Source organism: Mesorhizobium sp. CA15, assembly GCF_020165215.1.
Taxonomy (GTDB): Bacteria; Pseudomonadota; Alphaproteobacteria; order Rhizobiales; family Rhizobiaceae; genus Mesorhizobium.
Map to the genome: position 1 here is coordinate 46,231 of NZ_JAIUHQ010000009.1, position 13,095 is coordinate 59,325.

13 protein-coding genes are annotated in these 13,095 nt (G+C 64.6%); 12 read left to right on the plus strand and 1 reads right to left on the minus strand.

Annotation, left to right across the window (positions count from 1 at the left end; translation table 11 throughout):
* Nucleotides 1–84: 84 nt before the first annotated feature.
* From nrdR to LB515_RS16470, 7 genes are all read left to right on the plus strand, one after another.
* A complete protein-coding gene (nrdR, locus tag LB515_RS16440) occupies nt 85–564 on the plus strand; it encodes a transcriptional regulator NrdR (RefSeq protein ID WP_140541281.1) in 480 nt (159 codons plus the stop codon).
* A 2-nt stretch (nt 565–566) separates the two neighbouring features.
* A complete protein-coding gene (gene ribD / locus LB515_RS16445; RefSeq protein WP_224708338.1) occupies nt 567–1,694 on the plus strand; it encodes a bifunctional diaminohydroxyphosphoribosylaminopyrimidine deaminase/5-amino-6-(5-phosphoribosylamino)uracil reductase RibD in 1,128 nt (375 codons plus the stop codon).
* Nucleotides 1,695–1,755: 61 nt separating this feature from the next.
* Nucleotides 1,756–2,373, plus strand: coding sequence for a riboflavin synthase (locus LB515_RS16450; RefSeq protein WP_224708339.1), 618 nt, complete (start codon nt 1,756–1,758; stop codon nt 2,371–2,373).
* Between the two features lie 98 nt (nt 2,374–2,471).
* Nucleotides 2,472–3,461, plus strand: coding sequence for an acetylserotonin O-methyltransferase (locus tag LB515_RS16455; RefSeq protein WP_224708340.1), 990 nt, complete (start codon nt 2,472–2,474; stop codon nt 3,459–3,461).
* A 139-nt stretch (nt 3,462–3,600) separates the two neighbouring features.
* Nucleotides 3,601–4,095: a 6,7-dimethyl-8-ribityllumazine synthase gene (gene ribH, locus LB515_RS16460; protein WP_095767685.1), complete on the plus strand. Its 495-nt coding sequence runs from the start codon at nt 3,601–3,603 to the stop codon at nt 4,093–4,095.
* Nucleotides 4,092–4,586: a transcription antitermination factor NusB gene (nusB, locus tag LB515_RS16465; RefSeq protein ID WP_095767684.1), complete on the plus strand. Its 495-nt coding sequence runs from the start codon at nt 4,092–4,094 to the stop codon at nt 4,584–4,586. Before ribH ends, nusB begins: the two co-directional genes overlap by 4 nt.
* Entirely contained in the window at nt 4,583–5,803 is a 1,221-nt protein-coding gene (locus LB515_RS16470; protein WP_411969148.1) for an MFS transporter, read from the plus strand. Before nusB ends, LB515_RS16470 begins: the two co-directional genes overlap by 4 nt.
* A 57-nt stretch (nt 5,804–5,860) precedes the next feature.
* Here the strand turns inward: LB515_RS16470 and LB515_RS16475 are convergent, their stop codons facing one another.
* On the minus strand, nt 5,861–6,433 hold the full coding sequence (locus tag LB515_RS16475; RefSeq protein WP_095767682.1) for an NADPH-dependent FMN reductase: 573 nt from the start codon (nt 6,431–6,433) through the stop codon (nt 5,861–5,863).
* Between the two features lie 237 nt (nt 6,434–6,670).
* Between LB515_RS16475 and LB515_RS16480 the strand changes: the two genes are divergently transcribed.
* The 5 genes from LB515_RS16480 (at nt 6,671) to LB515_RS16500 (ending at nt 13,040) form a co-directional block, all read left to right on the plus strand.
* On the plus strand, nt 6,671–7,582 hold the full coding sequence (locus tag LB515_RS16480) for an ABC transporter substrate-binding protein (protein WP_224708341.1): 912 nt from the start codon (nt 6,671–6,673) through the stop codon (nt 7,580–7,582).
* Between the two features lie 215 nt (nt 7,583–7,797).
* Nucleotides 7,798–8,961, plus strand: a complete 1,164-nt coding sequence (locus tag LB515_RS16485; protein WP_224708342.1) for an ABC transporter permease — start codon at nt 7,798–7,800, stop codon at nt 8,959–8,961.
* Nucleotides 8,958–9,896: an ABC transporter ATP-binding protein gene (locus LB515_RS16490; protein ID WP_224708343.1), complete on the plus strand. Its 939-nt coding sequence runs from the start codon at nt 8,958–8,960 to the stop codon at nt 9,894–9,896. Before LB515_RS16485 ends, LB515_RS16490 begins: the two co-directional genes overlap by 4 nt.
* Entirely contained in the window at nt 9,893–10,642 is a 750-nt protein-coding gene (locus LB515_RS16495; RefSeq protein WP_224708344.1) for an ABC transporter permease, read from the plus strand. The genes LB515_RS16490 and LB515_RS16495 overlap by 4 nt, the downstream gene beginning before the upstream one ends.
* Nucleotides 10,643–10,898: 256 nt before the next feature.
* Nucleotides 10,899–13,040: a sodium-translocating pyrophosphatase gene (locus LB515_RS16500; RefSeq protein WP_224530671.1), complete on the plus strand. Its 2,142-nt coding sequence runs from the start codon at nt 10,899–10,901 to the stop codon at nt 13,038–13,040.
* Nucleotides 13,041–13,095: the final 55 nt, after the last annotated feature.

Genomic DNA, 13,095 nt, shown 5'->3' on the forward strand with positions numbered 1-13,095 from the left:
ATAGGAAAGCTCCGCGCTTTGCCGTGACGGTAAAACAAACTAAGCCTTCCCGGATCCTGAGAATCGCCAAACCGAAAGCTTCCCATGCGCTGTCCCTATTGCCAGTCCGAAGATACGCAGGTGAAGGATTCGCGTCCCGCGGAGGATGGCGCGGCCATCCGCAGGCGCCGCGTCTGCCCTGATTGCGGTGGTCGTTTCACCACCTTCGAGCGCGTGCAATTGCGCGACCTCGTGGTTGTCAAGAAGTCCGGGCGCAAAGTGCCATTCGACCGCGACAAGCTGCTGCGCTCGGTCGAGATCGCGGTGCGCAAGCGCAATGTCGATCCCGAGCGCATCGACCGCGCCGTCACCGGCATCGTGCGCCAGCTCGAAAGCTCCGGCGAAACCGAGGTTGCCTCGGGCGAGGTCGGCCGGCTGGTCATGGAGGCGCTGAAATCGCTCGATGACGTTGCCTATGTCCGCTTCGCCTCGGTCTACCGCAATTTCCGCGAGGCCAAGGATTTTCACGAGCTGCTGGGCGAATTGAAGGGCGACGAGGAGAAGACCGAAGAGGACGCCGGCTGATTATGGCGGGACAGCGACTGGACGAGGCCGCGCAGGCGGCCCTTGATCGCCGTTTCATGGCCGCGGCCATCAGGCTGTCGCGCCGCAATGCCGGCCGCACCTCAACCAACCCTTCCGTCGGCACCATTATCGTGCGCGACGACGGCGCCGGCCCGATGATCGTCGGCACCGGCGTGACGGCCGTGGGCGGCCGCCCCCATGCCGAAACCGAAGCGCTTGCCGAGGCCGGCGAGCTTGCACGCGGTGCTACGGCTTACGTCACTCTGGAGCCCTGCGCCCATCACGGCCGCACGCCGCCCTGCGCCAATGCGCTGGTCAATGCCGGCATAGCGCGCGTCGTCGGTGCGGCGAGCGATCCCGATCCGCGCGTCTCCGGCAAGGGCTACGCCATCCTGCGCGCCGCCGGCGTCGAGGTGACGGAGAAGGTGCTGGCCACCGAGGCCGCCGATCAGATGGCCGGCTATCTGACTCGTTCTCTGAAAAAACGCCCGGAAGTGACTCTGAAGCTTGCGGTTTCGAGCGACGGCAAGATCGGCCGCAAAGGCGCCGGACAGGTCGCCATCACCGGCGAGATCGCCCGGCGCGACGTCTATCTGATGCGCGCCGAGGCCGACGCTATCCTGATCGGCATCGGCACCGCGCTGGAGGACGATCCGGCGCTGACCGTGCGCCTGCCCGGACTGGAGAACCGTTCGCCGGCGCGCATCGTCCTCGATCGCCAGATTCGGTTGCCGGAGACGTCGAAGCTGGTCTCGGGCGTCGACCGCGTGCCGCTCTATGTCGCTGCTTGCCCAGAGGCCGATGCGCACCGGCGGGCGTCGCTCGAACGCGCAGGCGTGCACTTCATCGGCACGGAAACCTATGAAAGCGAGATAGCCTTGCCGGAGTTGCTGGAGGATCTGGCGGCACTCGGCATGGCGAGCGTTTTGGTCGAAGGCGGCGCCAGGGTGGCCAAGGCCTTCCTGGAGGAAGACCTGGTCGACCGCATCGTCCTGTTCCAGGGGCCGGAGGCGATCGGCGAGGACGGTATTGCATCGCCCATCGACGCCGACCATATCCCGGCATGCTTTCGCAAATTGCGCGACATGCGGTTTGGCGAGGACAGCTATACCGAATGGGTAAGGCCATGATCGCGAACAGTGGGAACCGCTCTTTGTGCGAGATCATGGTCAAAACGAAAGACACTCTCTGATGTTTACAGGAATTGTCACGGATGTGGGCGCTATCGCTTCGGTGAAGCCGCTGGCGGAAGGCATCGGCCTGCGCATCGACACCGCCTACGACCCCGAGACCATTGCGATCGGCGCTTCGATTTCCTGCGGCGGCGTCTGCCTCACCGTCACGGCGCTGCCCGAGCGTGGCTCCAACGCGCGCTGGTTCGAGGTCGAGGCCTGGGAGGAAGCGCTCAGGCTGACCACCGCTTCGAGTTGGAAATCCGGTACCAGGATCAATCTGGAACGCGCGCTGAAGATCGGCGACGAACTCGGCGGCCACATCGTCTCCGGTCATGTCGATGGCACCGCCGAAATCGTCGAGCGCAAGGAAGAGGGCGATGCCGTGCGCTTCATGCTGGAGGCGCCGCGCCATCTGGCGAAGTTCATCGCGCCCAAAGGATCGGTCGCGCTCGACGGCACCTCGCTTACCGTCAACAAGGTCGAAGCGACCCGCTTCGACGTGCTCCTCATCCATCACTCGCTGAGCGTCACCACCTGGGGTGAGCGCCAGGCCGGCGACCGCGTCAACATCGAGATCGACACCATGGCCCGCTATGCCGCGCGCCTGGCGGAGGCCGCGAAAGAGGGGCTCTGACTAAAAGCAGGTCGTGAGGCCGCGCCGTTCAACACTGCGTCCCGCTTCACTTCTGCTCTCGCCCCTCGTAAGCTTTTCACTGGCCGGAGGGGAAAGCCATGACCAACCCATCGCAACAAGTCATGAGGCTGGGTTTCGGATTTGCCGTGTCACAGGCGCTGCGCGTCGTCATCGAACTCGGCATTCCCGATCTTCTGGCTTCCGGCGAGCAGTCAGTTGAAGATTTGGCGGCCGCCACGAAGACGGATGCGGAGCCGCTCTACCGCGTGATGCGGCTTCTGGCGCCGGAGGGGGTCTTCACTGAAGTTCGCCCTCGTCAATTTGCCTTGACGGAGGTCGGCGCGGCGCTTCGTTCCGATCGGCCCGGACCACGCGACTTCATCCGGATGATCAACAGCGAGGCTTATCTTGCGTTTGAGCAGCTTCTGCATTCCGTCCGCACCGGAAAGCCGGCCTTCGACAAGGTTTTCGGAAGCCCGAGATTCGATTGGCTTTCGGCCCACCCGGAACAGGCTGCTCTGTTTCAGCGAGCTATGGTTGCCCAGGGCCAAGGCAGCAACGAGGCGATCGCCGACGCCTATGATTTCAGCCGATATACGCGGGTCGTCGATGTCGGCGGCGGGCATGGACAGCTTCTCTCGGCCATCCTTGCCCGCAATCCCCATTTGAGCGGAGTTCTTCTCGATCTCGCCTCAGGAGTGGCGGCGGCGCGCCAGGAGGCCGGGAGCGATGCGTCGCGCACCGACTTCGTCGTCGGCGACTTCTTCGACAGCGTCCCCGTCGGCGATGTCTATGTAATCAAGAAGGTGATCCACGATTGGGACGATGAACGCGCGGAGTTGATCTTGCGCCGTTGCCGCGAGGCTATGCCAACGCATGGAAGGGTGCTCGTGGCCGAGACGCTCGTCCCTGCGGGCGACGAACCGGCCCAGATCAAGGCCATCGATGTGGTCATGCTCGCGGTCACCGGCGGCCTTGAGCGGACCGAGGCGCAATACGCCAGGCTGTTCGAGGCCGCAGGGCTGAAGCTAGAGCGAGTGATCGACACCAGCGCACCGATTTCGATCCTTGAGGCTTCGCCTGCCTAGCCAAACAAAGTACCGAAACATCGCGCTGCCCGGGACCAGAATCCTTCGAGAGATGGAGCGTTGGTGTCGGTCCGCCAATCTTCCGCTTGCGGTCAACCCGGCTTCGGCCTAAGTCACCGGCAACCCCCCGGAGACTTTTATGGCTGGCACATCCCAACACGGCAAAGCGTTCATTCGCCCGAAGGCGAAGGCGCATCTGCTCATTGTCGAAGCGCGCTTTCACGACGATCTCGCCGACGCCCTGCTCGATGGCGCGACCGGCGCGCTCGATGAGGCCGGCGCCACCTATGACGTCGTCACGGTTCCCGGCTCGCTTGAAATACCGGCTGTCATCACCTTCGCGCTCGATGGCGCGGCCGAAGGCGGCACGCATTACGACGGTTTTGTTGCGCTCGGCACCGTCGTCCGTGGCGACACCTATCATTTCGACATCGTCGCCAATGAATCGAGCCGCGCGCTGATGGACCTTTCGGTGCAGGAGGCGATCGCGATCGGCAACGGCATTCTGACCACCGAGAACGACGCCCAGGCATGGGCGCGCGCGCGGAAGACGGAAGGCGACAAGGGCGGCTTCGCGGCGCGCGCGGCCCTGACCATGATCGCGCTCAAAGAGAAATTCGGAGCCCAATCGTGACCGATCCCGCCTCGACCGGTGCGGTGCGCCACGCCAACAAGCGTGGTGCCGCTCGTCTTGCCGCCGTCCAGGCGCTCTATCAGATGGATGTGGCCGGCAGCGGCGTCTTCGAGATCACGGCCGAATACGAAGCCTTCCGCCTCGGCAAGGAAGTCGACGGCGCGCTCTATCGCGAGGCCGACGCGCAATGGTTCCGCGCCATCCTGACCGGCGTCGTCGAGAACCAGAAGACCATCGATCCCGTCATCCGCCAGGCGCTCACCGAGGACTGGCCGCTGTCGCGGCTAGATTCGACGCTGCGCGCCATCCTACGCGCCGGCGTCTATGAATTGATGAAGCGCGAGGACGTGCCGGTGGCCGTGATCGTCTCCGAATATGTCGACATCGCCAAGGCATTTTACGAGGAAGACGAGCCGAAGCTGGTCAACGCCGTGCTGGATCGCGTTTCGCGCCGGGTTCGCGGCGAGGGACGCGGCAAGGACGCTTCGTGACGATCGCAACGGCCGCGTTCGCCGAGACCGGCAGGGAAGGGCGTCGCACGGCGGTGCTGCTTGCCGCAGCGCAGGCGATCGTCGGTTCGGCCGCGCCGATCGCCATTTCGCTCGGCGCGCTCGCCGGGCAATATCTGCTCGGTCCAGACAAGTCGCTCGCGACGGCGCCGGTCACCGGTTTCAATATCGGCGTGGCGCTGGGAGCCTTGCCGGCCGCTGCCATCATCCGCCGGCTCGGCCATCGCGGCGGCTTCATGACAGGCACTATCGTCACCGCGCTCGGCGGCCTGGTCGCGACGCTCGCGCTCTTCCAGGCAAGCTTCTGGCTGTTCGCCTTCGGCCTCTGCGTCATTGGCGTCGGTGGCGCTTTCGTCCAGCAATTCCGCTTCGCGGCTGCCGACAACGCGCCGCCGGAGTTCAAGGCGCGCGCCATCTCCTTCGTGCTGGCCGGCGGCATCATCACTGCCGTCCTCGGGCCGCAGATCGTCATCTACACGCGCGAATTGCTGGCCCCGGTGATGTTCGCAGGATCCTTCGCCTCGATCCTGCCGCTGGCGGCGGTCGGCGCGCTCATCCTGTCGTTCCTGCGGGTTTCTGCAAATGCGAACGCCGTGACCGAAGCCGCCGCAAGCGATGCCCGACCGCTGATCGAGATCGTCACCCAGCCGCGCTTCGTCGCAGCACTTTTCTGCACCGTCGGCAGCTACGCGCTGATGAGCTTCGTCATGACCGGTGCGCCGCTCGCCATGGTCGGCTGCGGCCTGTCGGAAGACAATGCCACGCTTGGCATTTCCTGGCACGTCATGGCCATGTTCGGGCCAAGCTTCTTCACCGGTACGCTGATCCATCGCTTCGGCGCCGAGCGCATCGTCGCCACTGGGCTTGTGCTATTGATCGGCTGCGGCGCCGTGGCGCTTTCCGGCCTGGCGCTGTGGCAGTTCTGGACGGCGCTGATCCTGCTCGGGCTTGGCTGGAATTTCGGCTTCATCGGCGCCACCGCAATGGTCGCCGCCAGCTACCGGCCTTCCGAGAAGAGCAAGGTCCAGGGTTTCCACGACTTTGCCCTGTTCGGCTCCGTCGCATTCGCTTCGCTGATGTCGGGCGCGATCTACAACGCCTGGGGCTGGACCATGCTGAACTGGATCGTCTTCCCGGTCGTCGCGCTCTGCTTTGCCGCGCTCGGCACGTTGAAGTTGGTGGGCGCTCCCAAATCTTGAAGAAGGCGCCCGACCAGCTCTTCCGGCCTCTTGAACAACCTGCCTGAACGACCGGCGTCAGGCATCCGGGGGGAGCACCTGCAGGACCCGCGCGATGAACATGTGGAACTCCTGCATATAGTTACGCAGGAATGTCTCTGTTGACGCCACCGTCACCTCGCCATCGTCGGTGATCAGCCCCGGGGTGAACTGAATGTAGGCTTCGGGCGAGTTCATCTGGGGCGCGTTGCAGAAGCTGAGCACGCTGCGCAGGCTCTGTTGGGCGACCGCGGTTGCGATCGCGCCCGGCGATGTTCCGATGACGGCAGTCGGTTTGCGGGCAAAGGAGTTCTTGCCGTAGGGCCGGCTGGCCCAGTCGATTGCATTCTTCAGGCCGCCGGGGATCGATCGGTTGTACTCCGGCGTGACGAAAAGCACCGCCTGGACGGATGCGATGGCTTTCTTGAACTCCAGGGCGACAGGCGGGAAGGCGGCGTCATAGTCGTAGCTGTAGAGCGGCAAGTCCTTGAAGGGGATTTCCGTCATCTCAAGTTCCGGCGGCGCCAGTTTGACGAGAGCCTTCGCAAGCTTGCGGTTGATGGAGCCCTTGGCGAGACTGCCGATGAGGTAGCCGACTTTGTGCTTGGCCATGACACACTCCTGTTTTGGCCGCCGACCCGCCTTTCCCAATATTTCGCAAAACAGGGTAAGCCGCCAGCCGGCCTTAGGTCGGCATCGCGCTATGTCGGGTGGAACAGTGCTTTTGTCGGATCGAACAAAATTATTGCGCCTGTCCCCCAAGTTATGAAACCGTGTACCCCGACTGCCCGTCATAGCCGTGCTCATATACAGCCACCGATCAATCGGTTCACAGCAAGGGATTTCACAATGTTTTCAATCGGAAAGCTCGCCGTAGCGGCCCTCGCGCTCGGCCTTGCCACTGCCTCGGCCAGCGCTCAGGTGGTCGTCTCCTCGAAGATCGATACCGAAGGCGGGGTGCTGGGCAATATCATCCAGCTCGTGCTCAACGCCAACAACATCAAGACGACCGACCGGATCCAACTCGGCGCGACGCCCGTGGTGCGCAAGGCGATCACCGCCGGCGAGATCGACATCTATCCCGAATATACCGGCAATGCCGCCTTCTTCTTCCAGAAGGCAGACGATCCGGTCTGGAAGGACGCCGCCAAGGGCTACGAAACCGCCAAGAAGCTCGACTATGATGCCAACAAGATCGTCTGGCTATCGCCGTCGCCGGCCAACAACACTTGGGCGATCGCGCTGCGCAAGGAAGTGGCCGACGAGAACAAGCTCGTCACCTTGACCGACTTCGGCAAATACGTCGCGGGCGGCGGCAAGGTTGTGCTGGCCGCCTCCGCCGAGTTCGTCAATTCGGCGGCGGCGCTCCCGGCCTTCCAGACGACATACGGCTTCACGCTGAAGCCGGACCAGCTGATCACGCTCTCCGGTGGCGATACCGCGGCGACCATCGCAGCCGCCGCCAACCAGACCAACGGCGCCAACGCCGCCATGGTCTATGGTACCGACGGCGGCATCCAGCCTTCCGGCCTCGTCGTGCTCGAGGACGACAAGGCTGTGCAGCCCGTCTATCAGCCCGCACCGATCATCCGGGAAGAGGTCTTGAAGCAGCATCCCGAGATCGAGACGCTGCTGAAGCCGGTCTTCGCCAAGCTCGATCTCACCACGCTGCAGGGGCTCAACGGCCGCGTTCAACTGGGTGGCGAGCCGGCGAAGGGGGTCGCGGAGGATTTTTTGAAGAAGAACGGGTTTTTGAAGTAAGATAAGCCCGCCTTGAAAAGCGAGAAGTCGTTGCGAGGCGCCCCCCTCTGTCCTGCCGGACATCTCCCCCTCAAGGGGGGAGATTGGCTGTTGCTGCGCCTCGCTCCCTTCTCCGGCCTTGGTGATTGGCGAAGGCCCTCGCGACATCTGATCTCCCCCCTAGAGGGGGAGATGGCCGGCAGGCCAGAGGGGGGCGCCTCGCGCAAACGCGCGTCATGACCATCCGCCTCGATAAGCTCGGCGTCGTCATTGCCGCGATCGTGACCTATGCCGCGTTCCTCGCCCCGTTCGCAACATTCCGCGCCAACCGTATCGTGCCGGGGCAGGCGCGCTCGATCCTCGAAGCGCTGCCGTCCACGCTTGGCATGCTGTGGCTGGCGATAGTGATAGCGGCCGCGATCGTCGCCCTGCTCAGGACGCCGCTTTTGCTCAGGCTGATCGCCGGCGTCGTGGCGCTGGTCGCGCTATCGGTCCTGATCGGTGTTGCCGGCGGTTTTCTGACGCCCGCCGGCAACACCTTCGCTCGCGTCTCGCCGGCCTCCGGTTTCTGGCTGCTGATCTTTGCTTTCACCTTGCTTCTCGCCGATGTGCTGACCAGGCTGAACCTGTCGCCCGGGGCGCGCGTCGGCGTGCTCGTGCTTGCCGCTTTGGCCATCGCCGCGCTGCTCGTTTCGGGACGTTGGGACAGTCTTTCCATTCTCAAGGAATATGCAGGCCGCGCCGACAGTTTCTGGGCCGAAGCTTCCAAGCACGTCACGCTGGCGCTTGGCTCGTTGGCCGGCGCGGTCGTGGTCGGGATACCGCTCGGCATCTTGTGCCATCGCGTCGAGAAGCTGCGGGCAGGGGTGCTGAACGTGCTCAACATCATCCAGACCATTCCGTCGATCGCGCTCTTTGGCCTTCTTATCGCGCCGCTCGGCTGGGTCGCCCTGCACGTGCCGGGTGCCGCCGCGGTCGGCATAAGGGGCATCGGCACCGCGCCGGCTTTTGTCGCGCTGTTCCTCTATTCGCTGCTGCCGGTGGTGGCCAACACCGTGGTCGGACTCGCCGGCGTGCCTCGCGCCGCCAACGACGCCGCGCGCGGCATGGGCATGACCGATCGCCAGCGCCTCTTCGACGTCGAGTTCCCGCTCGCCTTTCCGGTGATCCTGACCGGCATCCGCATCGTGCTTGTTCAGAACATCGGGCTTGCCACCATCGCCGCGCTGATCGGCGGCGGCGGCTTCGGCGTGTTCGTTTTCCAGGGTGTCGGCCAGACGGCGATGGATCTGGTGCTGCTCGGCGCGCTGCCGACCGTGGCGCTGGCTTTTGCTGCGGCCATCATCCTCGACGCTGTAATCGAGATGACCGCCACCAAGCGCAGGGTCGAAACGGCATGATCGAGATCGAAGGCATCACCAAGCGCTATGACGAGACGACGGTGGTCGACAATGTTTCGATGGTCATCGAGCCTCGAACCGTCGCCACCATCGTCGGCACGTCGGGTTCCGGCAAGACGACGCTGCTCCGGATGATCAATCGGCTGGTCGAGCCGACCTCCGGCGTCATCAAGCTCGACGGCGCCGACAACCGCTCGGTGCCCGGCTATCAGCTGCGCCGCAGCATCGGCTACGCCATCCAGGGCCACGGCCTGTTTCCGCATCGCACGGTGGCGCAGAACATCGCCACCGTGCCGTTGCTGCTCGGTTGGGACCGAGACCGCATCAAGGCGCGCGTCGACGAGTTGATGACGCTCTACCAGCTCGACCCGCAGGCTTACGGGCCGCGCTACCCGCACGAGCTTTCGGGCGGGCAGCAGCAGCGCGTCGGCGTTGCCCGCGCTTTGGCCGCCGAGCCGAACGTGCTTTTGATGGACGAGCCCTTCGGCGCGCTCGACCCGATCATCCGCACCAAGGCGCAGGAGGATCTGCTGGCGATCCAGAAGCGCTTCGGCACCACCATCATCCTCGTCACCCACGACATGGAAGAAGCGGTGCATCTGGGCGACAAAATAGCCGTCATGGATGCGGGCAAGCTGGTGCAATACGCAAGACCGGCGGAGATTCTGGCCAGACCGGCAAACGGCTTTGTCGAGACACTGGTCGGCGCCAGCGAAAAGCCGTTCCGGCTGCTGTCGCTGGGGCCAGTGCGCGATGCGGTGGAGCCGGGCGGTGCCGAAGGCGAGGCGATCCCCGGCGAAGCCACGCAGCGCGACGCCCTGGCCGAGTTGTTGTGGTCGGGCCGCCCGGCGCTGCCGGTGAAAGGCGCCGACGGCAAGCTGCTCGGCCGCGTCACCGTCGAAGGCCTGGTCAAACGTGCGGCGAGGCCGCAATGAAAGCCTGGCTGCCTGCGCTGCTGAGGCTGGCTGTTCTCTTGCTGCTGGCGGTCTTCATCACCAGCCCGAACTGGTTCGAGCCGCTGCTGAAACCGCTGACCGAGAATGGCGCGCCGGCGATCTACAACCAGGGCAGCCTGCTGACGCTGACATTGCAGCATCTGCGGATCGTGCTGACGGCGACAGTGGCGGCGACGATCGTGGCCGTGGCTTTAGCCATCCTGGTCACCAGGCCGGCCGGCGCCGAGTTCCTGCCCTTGTCGCGCAGCCTGGTCAATATCGGCCAGACCTTCCCGCCGGTTGCGGTGCTGGCGCTTGCCGTGCCGGCCGTCGGCTTCGGCGAGAAGCCGACGCTGATCGCGCTCTTCCTCTACGGCCTGCTGCCGATCTTCGAGAATGCGCTGACGGCGCTCACCACGCTGCCCGGCAACGTGATGGAAGCGGCGCGCGGCGCAGGCATGACCGGCTGGCAAAGGCTGATGAAGGTCGAGCTGCCGCTGAGCGCCCCGGTGATCCTCGGCGGCATCCGGCTCTCGGTGGTCATCAGCCTCGCCACCGCGACCATCGGCTCGACGGTTGCCGCCAAGACGCTGGGCGAGGTGATAATTGCCGGCCTGATCTCGAACAACCTTGCCTTCGTGCTGCAGGGCGGCCTGATCGTCGCGGCGCTTGCCGTGCTGATCTATGACGGCCTGTCGGCGATCGAACGCTACGCCGCGCGGCGTATGGGGCAGGGGGCGGAATAACGCTACGTCTGCGGGTTGGGCGAAAGGTGCTTCAACGTCATTTCAATCGATCTAATTCCGGGCTCGCGCTGGCATAACGTTTATTGCCCTCTTCTTTTGGGCGAAAGCCGGGCAAAAACCGAACAATATCTTGACGTTCCAAGCCCTGTTTCGCATACACCCCAGCCAAGGGGTGGATTCCGCATGCGGCATCCATCTCCGTTCCAACGGCCCAGGGAGGGGTTCTTTTGGGCCATCAATCGAGGAAAATCCGGCAATGACCATCATTACCGCCGTCATCGCCTGCGGCCTGTTGTCAGTTCTGTACGCCATCTGGGCGACACGTTCGGTCCTTGCGTCCGATCAGGGCAATCAGCGCATGCAGGAAATCTCCGCCGCCATCCGCGAAGGCGCCCAGGCTTACCTGGCGCGCCAGTACACGACCATCGCGATCGTCGGCATCGTCGTTCTCCTGCTTGCCTGGTGGCTGCTTTCGATCACCGCCGCCATCGGCTTCCTGATCGGCGCGGTGCTCTCGGGCGCCGCTGGTTTCATCGGCATGCATGTCTCGGTGCGCGCCAATGTGCGAACCGCGCAAGCCGCTTCGAACAGCCTTGCCGCCGGCCTCGACATCGCCTTCAAGTCGGGCGCCATCACCGGCATGCTGGTCGCGGGCCTGGCGCTGCTTGGCGTCTCGATCTACTACTTCATCCTGACCGGCCCGATGGGCCTGCAGCCGAACGACCGCGTCGTCATCGACTCACTCGTCGCCCTCGGCTTCGGCGCCTCGCTGATCTCGATCTTCGCCCGTCTCGGCGGCGGCATCTTCACCAAGGGCGCCGACGTCGGCGGCGATCTCGTAGGCAAGGTCGAGGCCGGTATCCCCGAAGACGATCCGCGCAACCCGGCCACCATCGCCGACAATGTCGGCGACAATGTCGGCGACTGCGCCGGCATGGCCGCCGATCTGTTCGAGACCTATGCGGTGACCGTCGTCGCCACCATGGTGCTCGCCGCCATCTTCTTCGGCGGTACCGCGATGCTGGGGGCCGCGATGCTCTATCCGCTGGCCATCTGCGGCGCCTGCATCCTGACCTCGATCGTCGGCACCTTCTTCGTCAAGCTGGGTTCCAACGGCTCGATCATGGGCGCGCTCTATAAGGGCCTGATCGTCACCGGCCTGCTGTCGATCGTCGGCCTCGCCGCCGCTACATCGGCCACGCTCGGCTGGGGCGAGGTCGGCACGGTCGCCGGCATCGTCATCACCGGCAAGAACCTGTTCATCTGCGGCCTGATCGGCTTGGCTGTGACCGGCTTGATTGTCGTGATCACGGAATACTACACCGGCACCAACAAGCGTCCGGTGAACTCGATCGCTCAGGCGTCGGTGACCGGCCACGGCACCAACGTCATCCAGGGCCTCGCGGTCTCGCTGGAATCGACGGCGCTGCCGGCCATCGTCATCGTCGGCGGCATCATCGCCACCTATCAGCTCGGCGGCCTTTTCGGCACAGCGATCGCGGTCACCACCATGCTCGGGCTGGCCGGCATGATTGTGGCGCTCGACGCTTTCGGCCCGGTCACCGACAATGCCGGCGGCATTGCCGAAATGGCCGGCCTGCCCAAGGAAGTGCGCCACTCGACCGACGCGCTCGACGCGGTCGGCAACACCACCAAGGCGGTGACCAAGGGCTACGCCATCGGCTCGGCCGGCCTCGGCGCGCTGGTGCTGTTCGCCGCCTACTCGAATGATCTCAGGTTCTTTGCCGCCAATGGCGATAAGTACCCCTACTTCCAGGGCATGGGCGAGATCTCCTTCGATCTCTCCAACCCGTATGTCGTCGCCGGTCTCATCTTCGGCGGCCTGATTCCCTATCTGTTCGGCGGTATCGCGATGACCGCGGTCGGTCGCGCCGCCGGCTCGATCGTCGAGGAAGTGCGCAAGCAGTTCCGCGAGGACAAGGGCATCATGGCCGGCACCTCCAAGCCGAACTACGCGCGTGCCGTCGACATCCTGACCAGGGCGGCGATCCGGGAAATGATCATCCCGTCGCTGCTGCCGGTGCTCGCGCCGCTCGTCGTCTATTTCGGCGTGCTGCTGATCTCGGGCTCGAAGGCCTCGGCCTTTGCGGCGCTCGGCGCCTCGCTGCTCGGCGTCATCGTCAACGGTCTCTTCGTTGCCATCTCGATGACCTCCGGCGGCGGCGCCTGGGACAACGCCAAGAAGTCGTTCGAGGACGGATTCACCGACAAGGACGGCGTCAAGCACCTGAAGGGTTCGGAAGCGCACAAGGCCTCGGTCACCGGCGACACCGTCGGCGATCCCTACAAGGACACCGCCGGCCCGGCCGTCAACCCGGCGATCAAGATCACCAACATCGTCGCGCTGCTTCTGCTCGCCGTGCTCGCGCACGGCTGATTGCGGCTATTCCACGACAAAGCCCGCGGGAGCGATCCCGCGGGCTTTGTGTTTC